Origin of the sequence: Pseudonocardia sp. D17 (assembly GCF_036984265.1) — a bacterium.
GTDB classification, from domain to species: Bacteria; Actinomycetota; Actinomycetes; order Mycobacteriales; family Pseudonocardiaceae; genus Pseudonocardia; species Pseudonocardia benzenivorans.
This window is the reverse complement of sequence record NZ_BPRG01000098.1, coordinates 4463-28337: the sequence shown is the minus strand read 5'-3', so window position 1 is coordinate 28337 and position 23875 is coordinate 4463. Positions and strand designations below refer to the sequence as shown.

Genomic DNA, 23875 nt, shown 5'->3' with positions numbered 1-23875 from the left:
CTCCGGTCAGCCGAGGTGCGGCAGCCTCGCCGGGGTCGTCGGCGGCGGGACGACGGGGCCGATGTCGCCGTCGGGCGCCTCGTCGAGGTCGACCATCACCGGCGCGTGGTCGCTCGGCCCGGATCCCTTGCGCGCCTGGCGGTCGATCCAGGCGGCCTGCACCCGGCCGACGGCGTCGTCACCGACGAGGACCAGGTCGATCCGCATGCCCTTGTCCTGGTGGAAGCGGCCCGCGCGGTAGTCCCAGTAGGAGAAGACGCGCTGGCCGGGCCAGCGGTCGCGCACGACGTCGTGCAGGCCCAGCCCGGTCAGCGCTTCGAGGGCCTTGCGCTCGGCCGGTGTGACGTGGGTGGAGTCGACGAACAGCGACGGGTCCCAGACGTCGGCGTCGGTGGGCGCGATGTTCATGTCCCCGGCGACGACACTCGTCGCCGTCGGGCCGTCGGCGACCATGGCCTGCAAGGCGTCGAGCCAGCGCAGCTTGTAGGCGTAGTGCGGGTCGTCGGGGGTGCGGCCGTTGGGCACGTAGACCGACGTCACCCGCAGGCCGCCGCACGTCGCGGTCAGGGCGCGGGCCTCGGGCGCGGAGTCGTCGTCGGGAAAGCGGGGCTCGGCGGGCAGGCCGCGTTCGACGTCGTCGAGGCCCACGCGGGAGAGCAGCGCGACACCGTTCCAGCGACCCTGCCCGTAGTGCGCGACCTCGTAGCCGCGCTCGCGCATCGCGTCGTCGAAGGTCTCGGCCCAGTCGGCGTCGGCGAGCTTCGTCTCCTGCAGGCACACGACGTCGGGGGCCCGCTGGTCGAGCCAGGGCAGCAGCCGCGGCAGCCGGGTCTTCGCCGAGTTCACGTTCCACGTAGCCAGACGCACGAGGCGCACGCTACCGTTGCCACATTAGTTCGGACGTCGAACAAAAGGGGCGATCATGGCGACGCAGCCGACGCGCGAGGACAGGTTCAGCTTCGGGCTGTGGACCGTGGGCTGGCCCGCCCGCGACCCCTTCGGCGACGCCACCCGCCCCGCACTCGACCCCGTCGAGAGCGTGCACCGGCTCTCCGACCTGGGCGCATGGGGCGTCACCTTCCACGACGACGACCTCGTCCCCTTCGGCACCGGCGCCGCCGAGCGCGACCGGATCATCGCCCGCTTCCGCGGCGCGCTCGACGAGACCGGCCTCGTCGTCCCGATGATGACGACGAACCTGTTCACCCACCCTGTCTTCAAGGACGGCGCCTTCACCAGCAACGACCGCGGCGTCCGCCGGTTCGCGCTGCGCAAGGTGCTGCGCCACCTCGACCTCGCCGCCGAGCTCGGCGCGTCGACCTACGTGTTCTGGGGCGGCCGCGAGGGCGCCGAGGTCGACCAGGGCAAGGACATCCGCGCCGCGCTCGACCGCTACCGCGAGGGCATCGACCTGCTGGCCTCCTACGTCAAGGAGCAGGGCTACGGCATCCGGTTCGCCATCGAGCCCAAGCCCAACGAGCCCCGCGGCGACATCCTGCTGCCCACCCTCGGGCATGCCCTCGCCTTCATCGCCGAGCTGGAGCACGGCGACATCGTCGGGGTCAACCCCGAGGTCGGGCACGAGCAGATGGCCGGGCTGAACTACTCCGCGGGCATCGCGCAGGCGCTGTGGGCGGGCAAGCTCTTCCACCTCGACCTCAACGGCCAGCGCGGCATCAAGTACGACCAGGACCTGATCTTCGGCCACGGCGACCTGCTCAACGCCTTCTCGCTGGTCGACCTGTTGGAGAACGGTGCGCCTGGCGGGGGTCCGGTCTACGACGGCCCGCGGCACTTCGACTACAAGCCGCTGCGCACCGAGGACGTCGACGGCGTGTGGGCCTCCGCCGCCGCGAACATGCGCACCTACCTGCTGCTGCGCGAGCGCGCCGCCGCGTTCCGCGCCGACCCGGAGGTGGCGGAGGCGCTCGCGGTGTCGGGCGTCGCGGACCTGGGGAGGCCGACCCTCAACGACGGGGAGACGGTGCAGGGCCTCCTCGCCGACCGTTCCGCCTTCGAGGACTACGACCCCGACAAGGCGGCCGAACGCGGCTACGGCTACGCGAAGCTCGCCCAGCTGGCGCTCGAGCACGTCCTGGGCGCCAGGTGAGCACCCCGTTCTGCAGGAACGGCACTTTCCCGCAACTGGGTTGCGGGAAAGTGCCGTTCCTGCAACGGGGCGGGCCGGGAGCCGCGGCGTGACGCGGGTGCTCGTCGCGGGGGTGGACTCGTCGACGCAGTCGTGCACCGTCGTGATCCGGGACGCCGTGACCGGGGCGCTCGTCCGGCGCGGGGTCGCGCCGCACCCGGCCGGGACCTCGGTAGACCCGGGAGCGTGGTGGTCGGCCCTGCAGGACGCCCTCGCCGCGGCAGGCGGGCTCGACGACGTCGCCGCGATCTCCGTCGGTGCCCAGCAGCACGGGATGGTGTGCCTCGACGCGGCGGGCGAGGTGGTCCGGCCCGCCCTGCTGTGGAACGACACCCGCTCCGCGGCGGCCGCCGACGAGCTGGTCGCCGAGCTCGGCGCCCAGACCTGGGCGGACGCGACGGGGAGCGTGCCGGTCGCGTCGTTCACCGTCACGAAGCTGCGGTGGCTGGCGACGCACGAACCGGACCACGCCGCCGCGACCGAGGCCGTCGCGCTCCCCCACGACTGGCTGAGCTGGCGGCTGCGCGGCACCGGCTCGCTGGACGACCTCGTGACCGACCGCAGCGACGCCTCCGGCACCGGCTACTTCTCGGCGGCGACCGGCGAGTACCGCTTCGACCTGCTCGAACGGGCGCTCGGCCGGACCGGCGTACTCGTCCCGCGCGTGGCCGCGCCTGCCGAGCGGGTCGGCTGCACCCCGGCCGGCGTCGCCGTCGGGCCCGGTGCCGGGGACAACGCCGCCGCCGCGCTCGGGCTGGGCGCGCGGCCCGGCGACGTCGTCGTCTCGCTGGGGACCTCCGGCGTCGTGAGCGCGGTCAGCCCGGTCGCGACCGCCGACCCGACGGGGGTGATCGCCGGGTTCGCCTCGGCGACCGGGGAGCACCTGCCGCTGGTGTGCACGCTCAACGCCGCCCGGGTCCTCGACGCCGCCGCGACGCTGCTGCGCGTCGACCACGACGAGCTGTCGCGGCTCGCGCTCGGCGCCCCGGCGGGCGCGGGCGGGCTCGTCCTCGTCCCGTACCTCGAGGGAGAACGCACCCCGAACCGCCCCGACGCGACCGGCTCGCTGCACGGTCTCACCCTGACGACGGGCCGGCCGGGCCATCTCGCGCGCGCCGCCGTCGAGGGCCTGCTGTGCGGGCTGGCGGACGCGCTCGACGCGCTGGTCGAGGCAGGCGTGCCCGTCGAGCGGGTGTTGCTGGTCGGCGGTGCCGCGCGGTCGGAGGCGGTCGCGCGGATCGCCCCCGCGGTGTTCGGCAGGCCCGTCGTCGTTCCGACGGCGGGTGACTACGTGGCCGACGGCGCGGCGCGTCAGGCGGCCTGGGTGCTCTCCGGTGCCGACCTCCCGCCCGAATGGGAGGCCGCCGGCACCGTCGTCCACGAGGCCGACCCGACCCCCGCGGTCCGCGAGCGCTACGCCGCCGTCCGCGACATGACCGCGCCGCGGCTCGCGTGACGCGACCCCAGACGCCGCTCCCCGGCGGACCGCCCCTGGCGGCACCCGGCGCGGCCGGCCCGGTCCCCGCCGGGCCGGCCGCCCCGGAACCGGCGGGCCCCGCGACGGTGCGCCGGCACAACCGGGGGCTCGTGCTCGGCGCCGTCGCCGACGCCGCCGCGTCCCGGGCCGCGATCGCCGCCCGCACCGGTCTGACCCGCGGCACCGTCTCCTCGCTCGTCGACGACCTGCTCGCCGACGGCATGCTCGTCGAGCTCGAGGCGCCGCGCGGTGGCCGCGGGCGACCGGCGAACCCGTTGCAGCTCAACCCGTCCGGACCCGGCGGCGTGGGCCTCGAGATCGGCGTCGACGACGTCGCGGCCTGCGTCGCCGACCTCACCGGGGCCGTCCGGGTGGCGCGGCGCGTGCCCTCGGACCATCGTCACCGCGACCCGGCCGACGGCCTCGCCCGTGCCGCCGGCCTCGTCGCCGAGGTGGTCGCCGAGTCCGGGCTGACCATCGCCGAGGTGCGGGTGGCGCTGCCGGGCGTCGTGACACCCGCGGGTGTCCTGCAGCGCGCACCCAACCTGCCGCGGTGGCAGGACGTCGGGGTCGCCGAGCTGCTGCGCGCCGCGCTGCACCGGGACGTCCCGGTCACCGCCGCCAACGAGGCCGACCTGGCCGCGCTCGCCGAGCTGTGGTCCGGGCGGGGCCTGCGCGACATGCTGTTCGTGTCCGGCGGCGTGGGCGTCGGCGCGGGCGTCCTGCTCGACGGCCGGCTCTTCCGCGGGGCGGGTGGTCGCGCGGGCGAGCTGGGGCACGTCGTCGTCGACCCGGCGGGACGGTCCTGCACCTGCGGGGGGACGGGGTGCCTGGAGACCGTCGCCGGCGTGGCCGCGCTGCTGCGGGCCGCAAACGTGTCCGATGTGGACTCCCTCGTGCGCGGTCCGGGACCGGCGCTCGACGTCGCGGGATCGGCGTTGGGCGTCGCGCTGGCCGGCGCGGTCAACCTGCTCGACGTGCCCGCCGTCGTGCTCGGCGGGGTCTACGCGCGGCTCGGCGACGCGTTGGTGGAGCGGGTCGCCGCGGCGCTGCGGTCGCGCGTGCTGGTCCGCCCGCCCGTGCGGGTGCTGAGCGCGGCGCTGGGCCGGGACGCGGCCCTGCAGGGTGCGGCCCTCGGCGTCGTCCGGGACCTCGTCGGCTCGTGAGCCCGCACGCCGGCCCGGACGGTCAGTCGTCGTCCGCGGGGGTCGCCTTGCGCACGTAGAGGAGCCGGTCGCCGCGTTCGAGGGCGTCGACGGCCGCCGAGTCGACCCGGACCAGCTCGTTGCCGCGCACGACGCCCAGCACGATGTCGGGCAGGTGCCGCGGCGACCCGCCGACCTCCGACTCCTCGACGGGCCGCTCGCTGATCGCGAACCCGGCGTCGGGCGTCAGCAGGTCCTCGATCACCTCGACGACACTCGGGGTGGTGGTCGCGACGCCCAGCAGCCGGCCCGCCGTCTCCGCCGAGACGATGACCGAGTTCGCGCCCGACTGACGCAGCAGGTGGACGTTCTCCGACTCCCGCACCGCCGCGACGATCGTGACCTTCGGGGCCAGCTCCCGCGCGGTCAGCGTCACCAGCACGGCGGTGTCGTCGCGGTTCGTCGCGATCACGATGGCCGACGCGTACTGCACGCCGGCGACGCGCAGCACGCTCGACCGCGTCGCGTTGCCCGTCACGGTGACCAACCCGAGCGCGGACGCCGCGTCGAGCTGGGTGCGGTCGGTGTCGACGACGACGATCTCCGACGGATCGACACCGTCGCCGAGCAGCGTGTCGACCGCGGCACGGCCCTTGGTGCCGTAGCCGACGACGACGGTGTGGTCGCGCACGCGTGACCTCCAGCGGGTGATGCGGAACGCCTGGCGCGACCGCTCGGTGAGCAGCTCGACCGTCGTACCGACCAGGACGATGAGGAACAGCAGGCGCAGCGGGGTGATGACGATCGTCGTGACCAGGCGCGTCATCTCCGTGGCCGGGACGATGTCGCCGTAGCCCGTCGTCGAGAGGGAGACCGTCGCGTAGTACAGCGCGTCGAGGAACGAGATGCCGCTGCCGTCCTCGTTGTTGTCGACGTAGCCGTCGCGGGAGAGCCAGACGATCAGCGCCGTCGCGAACAGCGCGCCGAGCGCGACCGCCAGCCGGCGGACCAGGGACACGACCGGGCCGACCGTCGGATCGGGCATGCGCAGCGCGCCTACGCCCCCACCGTCGGCTCCCCGGCGCCGCACCCGCTCGTTCATCGTCGCGGAGGGTAGCGCGCGCCGGCGCCGCAGGGCGTGTGACCTCCGCGATCACTCCCGCGGCTGAACTGGGACGATGCCCACCTCCGCGGCGCCCGCGGCAAGATCGTCGAGGCCGAAGGCGGTGACGGCGTCCAGCGCGCCCGTGCCGGCGACACCGCGCTCCGCGGCGCGCCCGGCACCCCACGCGAGCAGCCCTGCGGTGATCGCGTAACCGTCCGGCGAGGTCAGGTGCGTGCGGGCCAGCAGGGTCCCCGTGTGGTCGAAGACCTCCGCGACGAAGTGCGACGTCGTCCGTTCGAGGGTCGCCGCGTCGGGTGCGGCCGGCATCCGGGCGACGGCCTTCTGCAGCAGCGCCGTCGTCATGCCCGGGACGACCGGGACCCTCCCGAGCAGCGGCGTGATCCGGCGCGAGGCGTGCAGCGCCGGGCTCGCGGCTCCGAACCAGCCGAGGTAGACGTCGACGGTGCGCAGGGCGGGCGCGAGCCGCGGCAGGGCGAACTGTTCGGAGGCGCCGATCGTCACGCCGGGTCGGGGTCGGCCGTCGACGAGGAACGTCCGCATCCGCGACGCCCCCGCCTCCTCGCGCAGCCCGCCGTCCCGGAAGGCGTAGGTCGGCCGGTTCATGATGCCGACGACGGAGTCGACCGTCCCGCGCGAGAACGCCCGGCCGCGGCCGGCGCCGGTCAGGAAGTAGCCGACGTCGACCCGCCGGGCGCCGGGTCCGGCGTCGCGCAGCGCGAGCGCGCCCGCGAGCACGCCGGGCACGTAGTCGTTGCCGAACGCGGTGAGCAGCGCGGCGCCCGACGTCGCGGCACGCGGGCCGTGCACCTCGTGGACCTCGCGAATGAACGGCGGCTCACCCGTCGAGTCCAGGTAGACGGCCCCCGCGTCGACCGCGGCCGCGACCGCCGCGGCGCCCAGCCGCAGGAACGGCCCGACCGTCGTCACCAGGACGTCACCGGGCTGCAGGAGAGCCCGGATCGAGGCGGCGTCGGTGACGTCGGCGACGGCCGTCGGAAGGTCGCCGAGGCGGGCGGAGAGGGCACCGATCCGGTCCGGGTCGCGGCCCGCGACGACGGGCCGCAGGCCGCGGGCGACCATCGCCTCGGCCGTGCGTCCGCCGGTGTACCCGGTGGCGCCGAGGAGCACGATCCTGCCGGTCATCCCCGCACGCTAACGGCCGACACTCCGGGCCGCATCGGACGGTGCGGTGCCGGGCCGGAGCCCGTCCGCGGGGACCGTCGGGCAGCCGGCGTCGACGCTCGCGCCCAGGATGCGCCGCGACAGCTCCCCGAGGTGGGCGAACCCCTCGCGGCCGGCCGGGTCGAGGACGAGCCGCCGGACGAACTCGACGTGCCCGGGCGCCGCGTCCTCCAGCTTGGCGAGACCCGCGTCGGTGAGCGTCGCGATGGTGACGCGACCGTTGCCCGGACACGGCCTGCGGACGACCCAGCCGTTGCGCTCCAGCTTCGCGACCGCGTGCGAGAGCCGCGACAGCGAGCCCTGCGTCAAGACCGACAGCTCGCTCATGCGCAGCGTCCGGTCGCGCGCGTCGGACAGCCCGGCCATGACGAGATAGCCGAAGAGCGTGAGATCGGCCTCACGCTGGAGCTGGGCGTCGAGCACTCCCGGGAGGGTCAGCAGCATCCCGCTGAACGCGAGCCAGCTCTGCCGCTCGTCGGCATCGAGCCAGCGGGGCTCCGGACCCGGGTCGGCGGCGTCGGCGGACGTGGACACCGGATCAGCGTAGCCGAGTCGTGACTTGACTTGAGAATTCAAGCGTCACATTCTGATGTGACTTGAGTGTTCAAGTTTGGTTCGACTCGGGAGGTGGCGACGTGGACGTCGCAACGTGGATCGTGCAGGGGATACTGGCCGCGGCGATGCTGTTCGCCGGTGGGACGAAGCTCGCCCGGCACCGCAAGGACCTGATCTCGATGGGCATGCCGTGGGCCGAGGACTTCAGCGACACCGCGGTCAAGCTCATCGGAGCGGCGGAGGTCGTCGGGGCGGTGGGGCTGATCCTGCCCTGGGCGCTCGGGGTGGCACCGGTGCTCACGCCCGTCGCCGGCGCAGCGCTGGCCCTGCTCCTGCTCGGCGCCGTCGTGGTGCACGTGCGGCGCAAGGAGTTCGCCGCTGTCGTGCCGCCGCTCGTGCTGGCGGCCGCCGGCGCCTTCGTGGCCGTCGTCCGGTTCGTGGACCTGGCGTCCTGAGCGCGGCGGGGGTCGGCGGCGGGCGCCGGTTCCGGCGGCCGACGCCGGCTGCCTGAGAAGTAGCCGACGATCGCTGCCGGGGACCGGCGGCGGCTGCCGGGGACCGGCGGCGCGGCATCGAGGCGCCGTCCGACGCACTGCCGAGCGCAACCTCACGGTCGCCCCAGCGCCGCGGCACGACCGCCAGGTTGCGGCCGACCACCCGGGCGCAACCTCACTGCTCGGCGGACGCGCGATCACGACGCTCGGGTTGCGCCCGCCGACCCGGGCGCAACCTCAGGATCGTCGCCCCGCTGCGGCACGACCACCAGGTTGCGGCCCGCCCCTCGCGCGTATCCCCACCGTCGCCCGACCGGTCAGGCGCGGACGGGGACGCCGTCGAGCAGGGCGCGCAGGCCGTCCGCGTCGAGGAGGTCGGCCGGGCGCAGGGTGCGGCGCGAGCGCACGTAGTGGAACGCCGCCCGCACCCGGGACGGATCAACCCCTTGCAGCGCAGCCCATGCGAGCCGGTAGGCCGCGAGCTGCACGGCCAGCGCTCCGAGCCGGCTCTCGTCCGGCGGCGGACCGGTCTTCCAGTCGACGACCGTCCAGCCGCCGTCGGGGTCCTGGAACACCGCGTCCATCCGTCCGCGGACCGCGATCCCGGCGATCACCGTCTCGAACGGCACCTCGACCTCGACCGGACGGCGGTCGGCCCACTCCGAGGCGAGGAACGCGTCCTGCAGTTCCTCGAGCGCGTCGTCGGGGGCCGCGCCGTCGTCCGCGGCGCCGGGGAGCTCGTCGAGGTCGAGGAGCCCGGCCGCGCCGAACCGCTGCTCCAGCCAGGCGTGGAACGCCGTGCCGCGCCGCGCGTGCGGGTTGGGCGGGAGCGGGAGGGGACGGCGCAGGCGGGCGGCCAGCGCATCGGGGTCGGCGGCGAGCTCCACGAGCCGGCTGACCGAGAAGTGCGCGGGCAGCTCCACGACCGGCCGCTGTGCGGCCGCGGCGCGTTCCGCGAGCAGGACGTCGACATCTGCGGCCCAGCCCTCCGGGTCGTCCGGATCGAGGACGGGAGCGTCGGGCGCGTGGGGAGCGTCCGGGCGGGAGCCGGACTGCGGCTGTGCCCGCGACCGGCCTGCCGCCTCCGGGTCGGGTGCCCCGGGGTCGGGTGCCCCGGGGTCGGTTGCACTGTCGCTCGCGCCCCCGCGACCACGACCGCGACCGCCGGCCTGCTCACCGCCGGCCTGCTCACCGCCGGCCTGCGCGGCGCCGGACGCGGCCGCACCGGACGCCTCGCCGCCCGACGCGGTCCCACCGGACGCAGAGCCGTCGGACAGGGCACCGTCGGACAGGGCACCGCCCGGCACGTCGCCGCCCGACACCTCCCCGCCCGACACCTCCCCGCCCGGCACGTCGCCGCCCGACACCCGACCACCCGACGCGGTCGCACCGGACGCGGTGCCGTCGGACACGGTCTCGCCGGACACCTCACTATCCGACGCAGCCCCGCCCGACACCGGACCGCTCGACGCGGCACCGCCAGAAACCGCACCGCCCGGCGCGGTCGCAGCCGACGCAATCCCGCCGGACGCCTCATCGTCGGAAGCGCTGCCGGCCGGACCCGTGCCGGCCGCCGCGCCGCCCGACCACCCGCGCCCGTCACGGACCGGGACGTCCGCCGCATCGGAACCGAGTACGAGCAGGTCGAGCTGCGCGCCGGGGGCCGCGGCGGCAGCGAGCGTGTCGGCCCGGCGCCGTGCGAGCTCGCGCAGGGCGGAACGCACCAGCTCGGCGCCCGCGTGCACGTCGGCCGACCGGCCTCCCAGCGGGTCCGCGGGCCACTGCGCGGTGACCTGCCGGTCGGCGACGGGGTTGCTGGCGCCCTCGCCGATCTCGTCGGCCCAGGTCTCGACGCGCCCCCCTGCCGCGGGCATGGCCCGCGCCACCTCGACGAGGAACTCCGACGGCTCGCGCGGCTTGTCCCCGACCGCGCCCCACCGGTGCCCGGAGAGCAGCAGCACGCGCTCGGCCCGGGTCAGCGCGACGTAGAACAGCCGGCGCTCCTCGACGAGCCGTCGGTCGTCGAGGGCCCGTTGATGGGCCGTGACGGCTGCCTCGCACTCCTTGCGGTCGGCGCCCGCCGGCAGGTCGAACGCCGGGAGATCGGCGGCGTCGCCGCGCAGCGGGACGGGGAGCTCGGCGGGCGAGGTGAGCCAGTCGCCACCGATCTTGCGCCCGGGGAAGACCTGCGCGACCAGGTGCGGCACGGCGACGATCTCCCACTCCAGCCCCTTGGCGGCGTGCACCGTGAGCACCTGCACGCGGTCGGGTGTCACCTCGATCTCGCCCGGGGCGAGGCCGTCCTCGGCCTGCTCGGCGGTCTCGAGGTAGTCGAGCAGCGCGGTGAGCGAGGCGACCTCGGCACCCGCGGAGAACTCCGCGACGACGTCGGCGAAGGCGTCGAGGTGCGCGCGACCGACCGGGCCGGGGCGTGCGGCGGTCTCGGTGTCGAGCAGCAGCAGCCGCTCGGCGTCGGCGACGAGATCGGTCAGCGGGGCCGACGTCCGCGCCCGCAGCCACATGAGGTCGCGGCCGAGCCGGCGGATGCGGTCGAACCCGGCCGGGGAGTACTGCTCGGGCGGGCCGGGGTCGTCGAGCGCGTCGACGATGCCCGCCTGCTCCGCCTGCTCGCCCGGCAACGCCCCGAGCGCGAGCTCGGCCGGGCCCAGCGGCCCCGGGCCGCGCCCCGGCGTCGGCGGTACGAGCTCGCGGGCCCGCGCCCACAGCGCGGCCAGGTCGGCGACACCGAGCCGGAACCTTGCCCCGGTGAGCAGCCGCATCGCCGCGGGCCCGGCGAGCGGGTCGGCGACCAGCCGCAATGCACTGACGAGGTCGCAGACCTCGGGGGTGTCGAGCAGCCCGCCGAGCCCGACGACCTCGACCGGCAGCCCGCGCGCCCGCAGGGCCGCCGCGATCGGGTCCATGTCGGCGCGACGGCGTACGAGCACGGCCGATGTCGGTGCCGGCCGTCCCTCGGCATCGGCCGACCGCCACTGCGCGGCCACCGCGTCGGCCATCCAGGCGATCTCGGCGTCGACGTCGGGCAGCAGCGCGGCGCGGACGTCGCCGACCGCGGCCGTGGGTCCGGCGCGCAGCTCGCCCACCGCGACCGCGCCGGGTGCCGTGCGCAGCGGCTCCGACACCGTGTTGGCCAGGGCGAGCACCTCCGGCGGGTTGCGGAAGCTCGTGAGCAGGCCGTACTCGTCGGCGGGGGCGTCGCCCGACGGGAAGTCGCCACGGAACCGGGCGAGGTTGCCCGCGCTCGCCCCGCGCCAGCCGTAGATCGACTGGCACGGGTCGCCGACGGCGGTGACGGAGAGGTCGTCGTCGCGCGCGGGAGTGCCGGGGATGCGGCCGAACAGCGCCCGCAGCAGGACGCGCTGGGCGTGCCCGGTGTCCTGGTACTCGTCGAGCAGGACGGCGCGGTAGGTGGCCCGCTCGGTGGTGCCGACCTCGGGATGCTCGTGCGCGACGCGGGCCGCGATCGCCATCTGGTCGGCGAAGTCGATCGTGCGCTCGGCCCGTTTGCGCGCGGCGAACGCCTCGACCAGCGGCAACAGCTCCGCCCGCATCCGCTGCGCCGTGATCCACCGCTTGTAGGTCTGCGACGGCTCGGCACGCTGTCCCTTGGCGCGGGGCGCGTTCTCCAGCGCGTCGGCCATCTCGTGCGCGAGCCTGCGGACGGCCGCGGGATCGGCCAGGTGCTCGCCGATCTCCCCCGCGAGCGCGAGCAGGTAGCCGGTGACGGTCGCCGGGACCCGGTCGATCTCCAGGTCGTCGGCCCAGGTGGAGACGACGCGGTGGGCGAGCTGCCACGAGGCGGTCTGGGTGAGCAGGCGGGCGGCGGGCTCGGCGGGCAACCGCAGCGCGTGTTCGGCGACGAGCCGGCCCGCGTAGGCGTGGTAGGTCGAGACGGTCGGCTCGCCGGCCAGCACGGACGCGCGCCGCACCCCGGTCGGGTCGAGCTCGTCGAGCAGCGGGGACCCGGCGAGCCGGCGCAGCCGCGACCGCACCCGCTGGCCGAGCTGCTGGGCGGCCTTGCGGGTGAACGTCAGGCCGAGGACCTGTTCGGGCAGGACCTGGCCGGTGGCCACCAGCCAGACGACCCGCGCCGCCATCGTCTCGGTCTTGCCCGCGCCCGCTCCGGCGACGACGAGCGCGGGCCGCGACGGCGCGGCGATGACGGCGGCCTGTTCCTCCGTGGGCGGCGGCAGCCCCAGGGCGGCGGCGAGGGATGCGGGGGTGAGGCTCACGGCGCCGTCACCGGCCGCCCGGCCTCGCGTGCGGGGCAGCTGGTCCGCACCGGACAGCGTTCGCAGTCGGCGCTCACCCGCGCGACGAACGCGGATCCGGACGTCTCTTCCGCGCACGTCGCGACGACCCCGCGCCAACGGGCGAGCTCGGCCGCATCGAGCGGGGGCTGCGACGGCTCCTTGGCCTGCCCCGATGCCTTGCGGTCGGCCAGGTACACCAGCCGCGCCCCGCCGGGGGTGACGCCCTTCTCCAGCAGCCGGCCGAACGCCCCCAGCGCGGCCGCGAGCTGGTAGACGGCCAGCTGCGGGTGCTCGGCGGCCGCGCGGGCGCTGACGGCGGTCTTGCCCGTCTTCACGTCGACGACGACCGGGCGGCCCTCGGAGTCGACCTCGAGCCGGTCGACCCGCCCGCGCAGTTGCAGCCACGGCCCACCGGACCTCCCGACCTCCGGCTGGGCCGAGCCGTCCGGGGGCAGGTCGCCCTCGACCGGCAGGTCGAGCCGGACCGGCTGCTCGACGGCGACGAGCCGCAGCCCCTGGTCGCGGCTCGTGCGGACCCAGTCGTCGAACGCCGCGAGCATGGCGCGGACCCGCTCCAGCTCCCGACGGCCGAACCACGGGGCGCCCGCGTCGAGGTGCGACCAGGCCGAGCGCAGCGCGTCCTCCAGCTCGGCGGGCTGCGCCCCGGCCGCGCTCGCCTGGACCAGCGCGTGGACGAGCGACCCGGTGACGGCGGCGAGCGCCCCGACGTCGCCACCCCCGTGCCGTTCCAGGACCCACCGCAGCGGGCACGCGACGATGCGTTCGACGTCCGACGGCGACACCGGCACCACCTCGCCCGGCACCCGCAGCGGCGCGTCCGTCGAGACCGGGGCCAGGCCGTACCACTCGTCGGGATGGGCGCCGGGGACGCCGTCGGCGGCGAGCCGGGCGAGCTGCGCGGCGGCCCGCTCCCGACGGGCGACGGCGGCGGGCTCGTCGCCCGGCGTGCACACGGCCCGGCGAAGCTCGCCGACCAGCTCGGCCAGCACGAGCGAGCGCCCCGGCCGGTGGACGGTCCGGGTCTCGGCGGCCCCCGCCGGCAGCGGGTCGAGCTCGTCGAGGAACCGGGACGGCTGCTCGTCCTCCCCTTGCACGGCACTGACCAGCAACGTGTGCGACGCCCGGCTGCACGCCACGTAGAACAGCCTGCGCTCCTCGGCCAGCAGCGGCGCGACGCGGGAGACGCTGCCGTCGGGCTCGGCGACACCGGCGAGCAGGTCGACGAGCCGCTCGGTGCCCAGCAGGCTGCCGCGCAGCCGCAGGTCGGGCCAGCTGCCCTCCTGCACCCCCGGCACCGCGACGACCCGCCACTCCCGACCGCGCGCGGCGTGCGCGGTGAGCAGCGCGACCGCGTCGCCGCCCGGCGCCCGCGGCGCGAGGGAGTCGGTGGGGAGCTGCTGGTCGGCCAGGTAGTCGGTGAACCCGGCGACGTCGGCGCCCGGTAGCCGGTCGCTGTAGCGGGCGGCCGCGTCGAACAGGGCGAGGACGGCGTCGAGGTCGCGGTCGGCCGCCGCGCCGGCGGGCCCTCCACGACCGCTCGCCGCGGACCAGCGATCGGCCAGCCCGGTCTGCTGCCAGACCTGCCAGAGCACCTCCTCGACGCTCGCCCCGTCGCGGGCCGCGGCCGCCGCCGTGGCCAGCAGCGCGCCGACGCGACGCAGCGGCGCGGTCTCCGACGGCGGGAGCGCGGCGAGGGGATCGGGCTCGCCCGCCGCGGCGGCGCGCAGGGCCTCGACGAGCAGCGGGTCGCTGCTGACCCGCTCGGCACCGACGTCGGCGAGTGCCGCGGTCCCGCCCGTCGCGTGGGCGGCAGGCGGGTCGGGCTCCGCGGCCGCCCGCAGCCGCAGCAGACCGCGCCGCAGGCGGCGCATCCGCATCGGGTCGCCGGACCCGAGCGGCGAGGTGAGCAGCGCGGCCGCGGCGTCGGCGTCGAGCTCCTCGGGCCGGGTGGCCGCCCGCAGCACCATCAGCAACGGGACGACGGCGGGCTGGCGGGCCAGCGGCAGCTCGTCGGGCGGGGCGACGATCGGCACCCCGCCCGCGACCAGTGCCCGGCGCAGCGCGGGCAGCGACCGCCGCGTCGACCGCGACAGCACCGCCATCTCCGACCACGGCACCCCGTCGACGAGGTGCGCGCGGCGCAGCCGGTCGGCGACCCACGCGGCCTCGGCGGCCACCGAGCCGAACACCCGGACGAGCACCTGCCCCTCGTCGTCCTCGGGGCCTGCCGCCACCCGCACCCGGCCCGCACCCGCACCGGGCAGCCGCGCGGCCAGCCGCCCGGTGGCGGCCCGGACCGCCGCCCGGCTGCGATGGTCGACGTCGAGCACGACGGTCTCGGCCTCGACGGCGCGCAACCCCTGCGGGTCGGCCCCGCGGAACGCGAGGACGGCCTGGTCGGCGTCGCCCGCGAGCAGGGTTGTCGACGCCGTCGACCCCAGCGTCGCGACGAGCTCCAGCTGCTGCGGATCGAGGTCCTGCGCGTCGTCGACGAACAGGTGCCGCACCCGGCGCTGCTCGGCCGCGCACAGGCCGGGATCCGCGGCGAGGGTGTCGAGCGCGGCGGCGACGAGCTCCGCGGAGTCGAGAGCCGGGGCCGTGGCCTGCGGCGCACCCCGACCCGCGGCGCCGCGCAGCAGCACGACCTGCTCGTACACCCGGAAGAACCGGCCCGCGGCCCGCCACTCGTCGACGCCGTGCCGCTCGCCCAGCGCGAACAGCTCCTCGGGCCCGAGGCCGCGCTCGGCGGCACGCAGCAGCAGCTCGCGCAGCTCGGCGGCGAACCCGGGCAGGCCGAGCGCGGGACGCAGCCGGTCCGGCCAGCCGGAGTCGGGCGCGTCGCCCTCGATCTCGCCGGCCAGCAGCTCCCGGACCACGACGTCCTGCTCCGCGCCCGCCAGCAGCCGCGGCGGCGGGTCGCCGTGGCGCGCCGCATGCAGCCGAAGCACCCCGAACGCGTAGGAGTGCACGGTGCGGACGAGCAGCTCACGCGTCGTCGACTCGGGGTCGCCGCCATGGGGGTGCAGCAGCGGCGTCAGGCGTTCGCGCATGTCGGCCGCGGCACGGCGGCTGCCGACGAGCAGGAGCATGTTCTCCGGCGCGACACCCTCCCGGACGCGCTCGGCCAGCGCGGCGAGCAGCACCGTCGTCTTCCCCGTGCCGGGGCCGCCGACGACCCGCAGCGGTCCCGACCGGTGTCCCAGCACCCGCCACGCCCGCTCGTCCCAGGCCGGTACGCCGACCGGCGCAACGCTCCCGCGCACGAGCAGCGGCACCCGGCCGCCGGGGGGCACGGCGGCGGGACGCGGGGACGGGGAGCGGGCCACGCGACGATTCGACCACGTCCCACCGACGATCTTCGGGTCACCGCCCCCACCCACATTTCGGCACCGACGGGGATGGCAGAGTGACGGGAGTGTCCGAGAACGCCCGGCGCCTGCACGTGCACACCTTCGGCAACCCCGTCGGGGTGCCGGTGCTCGCGTTGCACGGGGTGAGCGGGCACGGGGCGCGCTGGGCGCCGTTGGCCGAGGCGGTCCCCGAGCTCCGCTGGATCGGCGTCGACCTGCGGGGACACGGCCGGTCGCCGTGGAGCCCGCCGTGGAACATCGAGCAGCACGTCGCCGACGCCATCGCGGTGCTCGACCGGCTGGAGATCGAGGACGTCGCGGTCGTCGGGCACTCGTTCGGCGGGGCGATCGCCGTGCATCTCGCGCGCACCGCGCCCGAGCGCGTCGAGCGGCTCGTGCTGCTCGACCCGGCGATCGGCCTCGACCCCGACGACATGCTCGAGACCGCCGAGGACACCCGGACCGACGAGTCCTTCCCCGACCTCGAGGCGGCCCGGGCCGACCGGGCCGACCGTTGGAAGGGTGTCGACGCCGCGCTGGTCGAGGCCGAGGTCGCCGCGCACCTCGCGCACTTCGAGGACCGTTGGGAGTGGCGCTACCTGCGGTCGGCCGCCGTCGTCGCGTGGAACGAGCTGGCGCGGCCCGCGGTGGTGCCACCCGCCGGCACGCCGACGTTGATCTTGCCGGCGACGCGCGGCGACTTCGTCGAACAGGCCTGGCTCGACCAGTGCGGGGCGGCGCTCGGCAACGACCTGACGGTGGCGGAGATCGAGGCGGGGCACATGCTGTTCCTCGAACGCACCGACGAGGTGGCCGCGCACATCCGCGAGTTCATCCTCGGCTGAGCTTCCGGGAGGCCCGATGGACGACGCGACCGTCGAAGCCGTGCGCGCGGCCGTCCGCGCGATCCCGCCGGGCCAGACGTCGACCTACGGCGAGATCGCCGCCCAGCTCGGGCTCAGCACGCCGCGCATCGTCGGGCGCATCCTCGCCGAGGACGGCCACGACATCCCGTGGCACCGCGTGCTCCGCGCCGACGGCACCCCCGCCCCGCACATCGCCGTCGAGCAGGCGGCACGGCTGCGCGCGGAGGGTGTCCTGCTGGTGGACGGCCGGCTCCCCCGCGAGCACCGCCGCCGCTGAGGCGTGCCGCGGACTGCAGGAACGGCACTTTCCCGCAACCGGGCTGCGGGAAAGTGCCGTTCCTGCACAAATCCCACGGCCCAGGGACCGGGACGCCGCGGCCCGCGCGGGCAACGGCACGCGCCCCGCACTCGTGAGCAGGCTCCTACGCGGCCGGCTGGGCGAGGGCCCTCTCGTAGCGCGCCAGGATCGTGTCGACGACGCCGGGATGCGTGCCCAGGGGAACGCTGACGACGTCGGCACCGCAGGCGGCGACGCGGTCGGCGAACACGCCCGGCGCCAGCAGCCAGCTCGCGACGGCGACCCGTTCCTCCCCCGCCGCCCGCAGCCCCGCGACCAGGGCGTCGACACGCGGCGCCGCGGAGGCGGCGAACCCGACGCGGACCCGGCGTCCGATCGCGACCTGCAGCTGACGGGCGGCCTGCCGCACCTGGCCGAGCGCGACCGCGTCGGCCGATCCCGCGGCGGCCAGCACGACGGCGTCGCCGTGGCGCCATCCCGCCTCCCGCAGCCGGTCGAGCGCCGCCGACGCCAGCAGCGGGTCCGGGCCGATCGCGCGCGTCACCGGGAACGCGCCGGCGCCGGCCGCGGCGAGCTGCGCGGGCAGGTCGCGGCGAACGTGGTGACCAGCCGCGAGGAACGCGGGCACGACGACGGCGTGCGGCAGGTCGGCGACGGTCTCGGCGACGGTCGGACCGCGGACGTCGGCATAGGCAAGGCGCACGTCGAGCCCGGAGCGCGCGGCCACCGCGGACGCGAGGGAGCCGGCCACGTCCCCGGACCGGCTGCCGTGCGCCACGAGGAGAAGGGGGGTCACCGCAGGCCTCCGGCGCCGCAGTGGCCACCGAGCGGGACGGGACCGGCGGCGGGGTCGAGTGCGAGCCGGTACCCCCGTTTGACGACGGTCTGCACCAGTTTCGGCTCCCCCACCGCCGACCGCAGCCGGGCGACGGCGGTCTCGACGGCGTGCTCGTCGTCGCCGCCGCCGGGCAGGGCGCGCAGCAGCTCCGCGCGCGCGACGACCCGCCCCGGACGGCGGGCCAGGACCCGCAGCAGCGCCATCCCGGTCGGCGGCACGGGACGCAGGGCACCGTCGACGAGCACGGCGTGCCCACGCAGCTCCAGGACGTGCCCGGCGACGGGCAGCCAGCGTGCCCGCGCGGGCGCGACGACCTCCAGCTCGCGGACCATCGCGCCGAGCCGGGAGCGGTGCGGCTGGGCGGTCGGGACGTCGACGTCCTGCAGCGGCGCGGCCGTCACCGGACCGACGCACATCGCGAGGACCGGCCCGCGCAGCGCGGCGAGCAGCGCGTCGCGCAGGCCGCGCTCGCCGGCCCTGGCGAGCAGGCTGGCCGCGGCGGGCGCGCTGGTGAACGTCAGGACGTCGACGCCGCCGGTGAGAACGGCGTCGGTCAGCCGGTCGAGCGGGCCGACGTCGGCGGGCGGCAGCCACCGGTACACGGGCACCTGGACGACCTCGGCGCCTGCCATCGCGAGCGCCTCGACCATGTCCGGCAACGGTTCCCCGTGCAGCTGTACGGCGATCCGCTGTCCGTCCACACCGGACGCGAGCAGGTGGTCGAGCACCTCGGCGGAGGACTCCGACTCCGGCGACCACGCGTCGACCAGCCCCGACGCCCGGATCGCCCCGCGCGCCTTGGGCCCCCGGGCGAGCACGGTTCCCTTGCCCAGCACCGTGATCAGGTCGTCGCCCAGGCCCCAGCCCTCGGCAGCCTCGATCCAGCCGCGGAACCCGATCCCCGTCGTGGCGACGGTGACGTCGGGCGGCCGCGCGATGAGGGCGCGGGTGCTCTCGAGCAGCTGCGCGTCGTCGGCGAGCGGGACGATCCGCAGCGCCGGCCCGTGCTGCACGACGGCGCCGCGGCGCTCCAGCATCGTCGCGAGCTCGTCGGCCCGGCGGGCCGCGGTGACCCCGACAGTGAAGCCCGCCAGCGGCGGCACCGGCGCGGCCTCGCGTCCCTGTCCGGCGACCGCCACGATCATCGCCCGGCCCACGGAGCCGTGCCCGGGCGGTCGACCGTGTCCTCGACCGCGACCTCCACGGTGCCGTGGCGGAGACGGACGTCGTAGACGTCCACCCGGACCGTGTCGTCGTCCAGGCATCTGCCGTCGACCAGGGAGAACACCTGCTTGTAGACGGGCGAGGCCACCGTCGGGACCCCGCCGCGGTCACCGACGATGCCGCGTGAGAGCACCGCGGCGCCGGAGAACGGGTCGATGTTGCCGATGGCGTGCACCGTCCCGTCGTGGGTGCGGAACAGCGCGACCTGTCGCCCGCCGAGCAGCGCGGCCACCCCGCGCTCGGGCTCCAGCTGGTCCACACGGCACACGGCCGTCCACACCGTGAGTACGGCTGCGGTCACGACCCCACCTCCGGGATTCCGATCAACACGGGCGTGCGGGGCGCCGGCACGGGCTGGCCGCGCTCGGTCACGAACGAGATCGTCGGGTCCGGCGTGTCCGGCGCGTTGACGAAGGACACGAAGCGCGCCAGCTTGTCCTCGTCGGCGAGCACCCCGGCCCACTCGTCGGCGTACGACGCGACGTGTGCCGCCATCGCCGCCTCCAGGTCGGCACAGATGCCGAGGGAGTCGTCGACGATCACCGCGCGCAGGTGGTCGAGTCCCCCGTCCATCGCCTCGATCCAGGATGCGGTGCGCTGCAGCCGGTCCGCGGTCCGGACGTAGAACATCAAGAACCTGTCGACGAGCCGGACCAGCGTGTCGGTGTCCACATCGGACACCAGCAGGGCGGCATGCCGGGGCGTGAAGCCGCCGTTGCCGCCGACGTAGAGGTTCCACCCGGTCTCGGTCGCGATGATGCCGAAGTCCTTCGACCGGGCCTCCGCGCACTCGCGTGCGCACCCCGACACCCCGGACTTGATCTTGTGCGGGCTGCGCAGCCCGCGGTAGCGCAGCTCCAGCGCGACGGCCAGCCCCACCGAGTCCTGCTGCCCGTAGCGGCACCACGTGCTGCCGACGCACGACTTCACCGTGCGCAGCGCCTTGCCGTAGGCGTGCCCGGACTCGAACCCGGCGTCGACCAGCCGTCGCCAGATCGCCGGGAGCTGCTCGACGCGGGCGCCGAACAGGTCGATCCGCTGGCCGCCGGTGATCTTGGTGTACAGCCCGAAGTCGCGGGCGACCTCGCCGATCGCGATCAGGCCGTCCGGCGTGATCTCCCCGCCGGGCACGCGCGGCACGACACTGTAGGTCCCGTCGCGCTGCATGTTCGCGAGGAACCGGTCATTCGTGTCCTGCAACGACGCCTGCTCGCCCGCCAGGATGTGACCCCCGGTCCCGTTGATGCCGCCGAGCGAGGCGAGGACCGAGGCGACGACCGGCTTGCACACGTCGCAGCCACGCCCGGTGCCGTGGGTCTCGATGAGCTCGCTGAACGTCGCGATGCCCGCGCCCGCGACGATCTCGAACAGCTCCGCGCGGGAGAACGCGAAGTGCTCGCACAGCGCCGTGGAGACCTCGACGCCCTCCTGCACCAGGATCGTCTTGAGCAACGGGACGCACGAGCCGCAGCTCGTCCCGGCCCGCGTGCAGGCCTTCAGCGCGGGAACGTCGTGTGCCCCTTCGGCGATCGCCTCGCGGAGCGCACCCTTCGTGACCGCGTTGCACGAGCACACCTGGGCGCTGTCGGGCAGCGCGTCGGCCCCCAGCTCGACCCCGTCCGGCGCGATCAACGCGACCGGGTCGGCGGGCAGCGCCGACCCGACGAGCGGGCGCAGCGCGGCGTACCGACTCGCGTCACCCACCAGGACCCCGCCCAGCAGCGTCGACGCGTCGTCGGAGACGACCAGCTTGGCGTACGTGCCCGCGACCAGGTCGTTGATCACGACGGGCAGCGCGCCCTCGGTCGTCGCGTGTGCGTCGCCGAAGCTGGCGACGTCCACGCCCAGCAGCTTGAGCTGCGTCGACATGTCGAGCTCGGCGCTGCTCATCCGGGCGTCGCCGCCGAGCAGCCGGTCGGCGACGACCTCGGCCATCGCGTAGCCGGGCGCGACGAGGCCGTAGGTGCGGCCCTCCAGCGCCGCGCACTCGCCGACGGCCCAGACGTGCTCGTCGGCCGTGCGGCAGCGGTCGTCGACCAGCACCCCGCCCCGCTCCCCGACGCCCAGCCCGGCCGCGCGGGCCAGCCCGTCCGCGGCGCGGATGCCTGCGGAGAACACGACGAGGTCGGCGTCCAGCTCGATGCCGTCCGACAGCTGGGCGACCAGCCGCCCCCGGTCGGCGACGATTCCCGCCACCGAGACCCCGCAGCGCACCGCGATGTCCTGGCGCTCGACGAGCGTGCGCAACAGCGCCCCGCCGCCCTCGTCGACCTGTACCGGCATCAGCCGCGGCGCGATCTCGACGACCTGCGGCGACAGCCCGAGCAGGCGCATCGCCCGCGCCGCCTCCAGCCCCAGCAGCCCACCGCCGACGACAACCGCCGACCGCCTGCCGGGCCCCGGGCGCTCCATGGCCGCCTCGGCCGCGGCCGTGATCGCGTCGAGGTCGTCGAGGGTGCGGTAGACGAAGCAGCCGGGCAGGTCGCGACCCGGGACGGGGGGCACGAACGGCACCGAACCCGTCGCCAGGACCAGCGCGTCGTAGCCGATCAGCTCACCGGAACCGGTGCGCACCTGCCTGGCCTCGCGGTCGATCGCGACGACGGGGGTGCCGCGCCGGACGTCGACGCGCGGGTCGTCGTGGTCGTCCAGCGCGAGATCGTCCTCGGTGCGTCCATCCACATAGGACGAAAGGGCGACCCGGTCGTAGGCCGGCCGGTCCTCCTCGCCCAGCACCGTGACGTGCCAGGTTCCTGCGGTGTCGCGGTCGCGCAACGCGGAGACCAGCCGGTGCCCGACCATCCCGTGCCCGACGACGACCAGCTCCCGGGTCATGCCGCCCCCTCCCTGTCGTAGTCGTGCGCGGGCTCGTCGTCCTGCGTGGTGGGGCCGTCCCGTCCTGCAGGAACGGCACTCTCCTGCAACTGGGCTGCGGGAAAGTGCCGTTCCTGCAGCTGGGGCGGCGCCGGATCGGCGGGCGCGTCCGTCGCGGCCAGCCACCCGCAGATGCCCTCGACGGTCGCGGCGCAGCTGCCGCAACCGGTGCCGGCGCGGGTGGCGGTGCGCAGGGCGCCGAGGTCGGTGGCCCCGGAGCGCCAGGCGGTGACGAGCGCCCCCTTGGTGACGGTGTTGCACCGGCACACCACCGCAGCCGCGGGCAGCCGCCCAGGGTCGGCCGTGGGCGTCGCCTCGCCCGGCAGGGCCCGCCCGAGCAGCAGCGCGAGCCGGTCCGACGGTGCGGGCGACCCGGTGTCGTGCAGCTGGATCACCGACGCCGCGGCGTCCGGGAAGCCGATCATGATCCCGCCGACGACGCGGTCGTCGCGCAGCGCCAGCTTCGCGTACCGGCCGCGCCGGGAGTCGGTGAGCCGCAACAGCTCCGTGGCGTCGTCGTCCTCGGCGTGGACGTCGCCGACGGCGGTCAGGTCCACCCCGCGGGCCTTGAGCCGGGTGACGGCCCGGGTGCCGCGGTAGCGCGCGGCCGGGTCGGCGCCGGTGAGCAGGTCGGCCAGCACCGCCGCCTGCTCCCAGCCCGGCTGGACCAGCCCGGGTGGGGCTCCGTCGTGCTGGGCGCAGTCGCCGATGGCGTGGACGTCCGGCAGCGAGGTGGCGAGCCGGTCGTCGACGACGATGCCGCGGTCGACCCGTGCGCCCGCGTCGGCGGCCAGCCCGGTCTCCGCCCGCACACCGGCGGCGACGACCAGCCCGTCCACAGCGAGCAGCGAGCCGTCGTCGCAGGTCAGACCCGCACCCGGCGCCCAGGAGACTGCACCGACGCCGACCAGCAGCCGGACCCCGAGCCGGTCGACGACGTCGGCCAGCACCGCGCCGGCGCCCGCGTCGAGCTGACGTTCCATCAGGTGCCCCGCCGGGTGGACGACGGTGACCTCGACGCCCCGCGCGGCGAGCCCGCGGGCGGCCTCCAGACCGAGCAGCCCGCCGCCGAGGACGGCCAGCCGCGCACCGGGACGGGCCATGTCGAGGATGGCGAGGCAGTCGTCGAGGTCGCGGAACGGTACGACGCCCGGTCCCGGCAGGCCCGGCACCGGCGGCAGCCAGGCCCGACTGCCGGTGGCGAGCACGAGGTCGTCGTAGCGCAGTAGCGCGCCGTCGGAGCAGGTCACCGTGCGTGCCACCGGGTCGATCGACGTGGCCGCGACGCCCGAGCGCACGTCGATGCCGTGGTCGGCGGCCCAGCCGGTGGGCTGCAACGCGATCGCCGACGGGGCGACCCCGCCGGCGAGGACCGTCGAGAGCAGCACCCGGTTGTAGGCGGGATGCGACTCCGCGCCGACGACGGTCAGCCGGGCGCCCCCGCGGCGGCGCACCTCGTCGGCGAACCGGGCGCCGACCATCCCGTTGCCCACCACCACGATCCGCCTCATGCCGGCACCGCCTCGCCGCTCACGGGGAGCAGCCGGACCGCGGCGACCTTGAACTCCGGCATCCGGCTGACCGGGTCGAGCACGGGGTTGGTGAGCAGGTTCGCGGCCTGGCCGTCGCCGAAGTGGAAGGGCAGGAACACCGTGTCCGGCCGGACCGACAGGACGCACCGGACGCGGGCGAGCACGCGCCCGCGGCGTGACTCGACCCGTGCCCAGGCACCGTCGACGAGCCCGGCGCGGGCGGCGGTGTCCGGGTGGACCTCGACGAACACGTCGGGCACCACCGCGGCGAGCTCCTCGACCCGCCGCGTCTGCGCCCCGGACTGGTAGTGCACCAGCACCCGGCCGGTGGTGACGCGCAACGGATACGGGTCGTCGGGCAGCTCCGCGGCCGGCACGTGGTCGACGGGCACGAGCCGCGCCCGGCCGTCGGGATGGGCGAAGCGGTCGAGGAACAGCCGCGGGGTGCCGGGGTGGCCGGGCTCCGGGCA

Annotated in this window: 18 protein-coding genes; 6 read left to right on the top strand and 12 right to left on the bottom strand. The window is 76.1% G+C overall.

Going from position 1 to position 23875, the window contains the following annotated elements; all coding sequences use genetic code 11:
* Positions 1–6 precede the first annotated feature (6 nt).
* The gene (locus PSD17_RS16470) at positions 7–867 is read right to left on the bottom strand and encodes an exodeoxyribonuclease III (protein ID WP_041760523.1); all 861 of its coding nucleotides are present in this window, start codon (positions 865–867) and stop codon (positions 7–9) included.
* Between the two features lie 55 nt (positions 868–922).
* Here PSD17_RS16470 and xylA point away from each other — a divergent pair, with 55 nt between their 5' ends.
* The 3 genes from xylA (at position 923) to PSD17_RS16455 (ending at position 4792) form a co-directional block, all read left to right on the top strand.
* Positions 923–2110, top strand: a complete 1188-nt coding sequence (xylA, locus tag PSD17_RS16465; protein ID WP_339123353.1) for a xylose isomerase — start codon at positions 923–925, stop codon at positions 2108–2110.
* An 88-nt stretch (positions 2111–2198) separates the two neighbouring features.
* On the top strand, positions 2199–3605 hold the full coding sequence (xylB, locus tag PSD17_RS16460) for a xylulokinase (RefSeq protein WP_339123352.1): 1407 nt from the start codon (positions 2199–2201) through the stop codon (positions 3603–3605).
* On the top strand, positions 3602–4792 hold the full coding sequence (locus tag PSD17_RS16455) for an ROK family protein (RefSeq protein ID WP_339123351.1): 1191 nt from the start codon (positions 3602–3604) through the stop codon (positions 4790–4792). The genes xylB and PSD17_RS16455 overlap by 4 nt, the downstream gene beginning before the upstream one ends.
* A gap of 22 nt (positions 4793–4814) precedes the next feature.
* Here the strand turns inward: PSD17_RS16455 and PSD17_RS16450 are convergent, their stop codons facing one another.
* From PSD17_RS16450 to PSD17_RS16440, 3 genes are read right to left on the bottom strand one after another with little or no spacing between them, the layout of a single operon-like run.
* Complete coding sequence (locus PSD17_RS16450; protein ID WP_013673292.1) at positions 4815–5873, bottom strand: potassium channel family protein; 1059 nt, start codon at positions 5871–5873, stop codon at positions 4815–4817.
* Between the two features lie 51 nt (positions 5874–5924).
* A complete protein-coding gene (locus tag PSD17_RS16445; RefSeq protein WP_339123348.1) occupies positions 5925–7040 on the bottom strand; it encodes a saccharopine dehydrogenase family protein in 1116 nt (371 codons plus the stop codon).
* Positions 7041–7049: 9 nt separating this feature from the next.
* Positions 7050–7613 carry a MarR family winged helix-turn-helix transcriptional regulator gene (locus PSD17_RS16440; protein WP_339123346.1) on the bottom strand — a complete coding sequence of 188 codons (564 nt, stop codon included), beginning with the start codon at positions 7611–7613 and terminating at the stop codon, positions 7050–7052.
* A gap of 101 nt (positions 7614–7714) precedes the next feature.
* Here PSD17_RS16440 and PSD17_RS16435 point away from each other — a divergent pair, with 101 nt between their 5' ends.
* Positions 7715–8089 (top strand): DoxX family protein, encoded by a 375-nt coding sequence (locus PSD17_RS16435; RefSeq protein ID WP_013673289.1) that lies wholly within the window; start codon positions 7715–7717, stop codon positions 8087–8089.
* 356 nt (positions 8090–8445) lie between these two features.
* On the opposite strand, the gene PSD17_RS16430 is transcribed toward PSD17_RS16435, so the two are convergent.
* Both PSD17_RS16430 and PSD17_RS16425 read right to left on the bottom strand, forming a co-directional pair.
* On the bottom strand, positions 8446–12381 hold the full coding sequence (locus PSD17_RS16430; RefSeq protein ID WP_339123344.1) for a UvrD-helicase domain-containing protein: 3936 nt from the start codon (positions 12379–12381) through the stop codon (positions 8446–8448).
* Positions 12378–15749, bottom strand: a complete 3372-nt coding sequence (locus tag PSD17_RS16425; RefSeq protein WP_339123342.1) for an ATP-dependent helicase — start codon at positions 15747–15749, stop codon at positions 12378–12380. The genes PSD17_RS16430 and PSD17_RS16425 overlap by 4 nt, the downstream gene beginning before the upstream one ends.
* Before the next feature lie 80 nt (positions 15750–15829).
* Between PSD17_RS16425 and PSD17_RS16420 the strand changes: the two genes are divergently transcribed.
* Both PSD17_RS16420 and PSD17_RS16415 read left to right on the top strand, forming a co-directional pair.
* Positions 15830–16618 carry an alpha/beta fold hydrolase gene (locus PSD17_RS16420; protein WP_339123340.1) on the top strand — a complete coding sequence of 263 codons (789 nt, stop codon included), beginning with the start codon at positions 15830–15832 and terminating at the stop codon, positions 16616–16618.
* Positions 16619–16634: 16 nt separating this feature from the next.
* Complete coding sequence (locus tag PSD17_RS16415) at positions 16635–16916, top strand: MGMT family protein (RefSeq protein WP_013673285.1); 282 nt, start codon at positions 16635–16637, stop codon at positions 16914–16916.
* Positions 16917–17061: 145 nt separating this feature from the next.
* On the opposite strand, the gene PSD17_RS16410 is transcribed toward PSD17_RS16415, so the two are convergent.
* The 6 genes from PSD17_RS16410 to PSD17_RS16385 form a co-directional block, all read right to left on the bottom strand.
* Complete coding sequence (locus PSD17_RS16410; RefSeq protein WP_339123337.1) at positions 17062–17733, bottom strand: sirohydrochlorin chelatase; 672 nt, start codon at positions 17731–17733, stop codon at positions 17062–17064.
* On the bottom strand, positions 17730–18920 hold the full coding sequence (locus tag PSD17_RS16405) for a uroporphyrinogen-III synthase (protein WP_103380422.1): 1191 nt from the start codon (positions 18918–18920) through the stop codon (positions 17730–17732). The genes PSD17_RS16410 and PSD17_RS16405 overlap by 4 nt, the downstream gene beginning before the upstream one ends.
* Positions 18917–19300 carry a nitrite reductase small subunit NirD gene (gene nirD, locus PSD17_RS16400; RefSeq protein ID WP_013673282.1) on the bottom strand — a complete coding sequence of 128 codons (384 nt, stop codon included), beginning with the start codon at positions 19298–19300 and terminating at the stop codon, positions 18917–18919. The genes PSD17_RS16405 and nirD overlap by 4 nt, the downstream gene beginning before the upstream one ends.
* Positions 19297–21834: a nitrite reductase large subunit NirB gene (nirB, locus tag PSD17_RS16395; protein WP_339123334.1), complete on the bottom strand. Its 2538-nt coding sequence runs from the start codon at positions 21832–21834 to the stop codon at positions 19297–19299. The genes nirD and nirB overlap by 4 nt, the downstream gene beginning before the upstream one ends.
* Positions 21831–23384, bottom strand: a complete 1554-nt coding sequence (locus tag PSD17_RS16390; protein ID WP_339123333.1) for an FAD-dependent oxidoreductase — start codon at positions 23382–23384, stop codon at positions 21831–21833. The genes nirB and PSD17_RS16390 overlap by 4 nt, the downstream gene beginning before the upstream one ends.
* A partial coding sequence (locus tag PSD17_RS16385; protein ID WP_339123332.1) for a molybdopterin oxidoreductase family protein occupies positions 23381–23875 on the bottom strand: 495 nt, incomplete at its 5' end. The genes PSD17_RS16385 and PSD17_RS16390, both read right to left, overlap by 4 nt.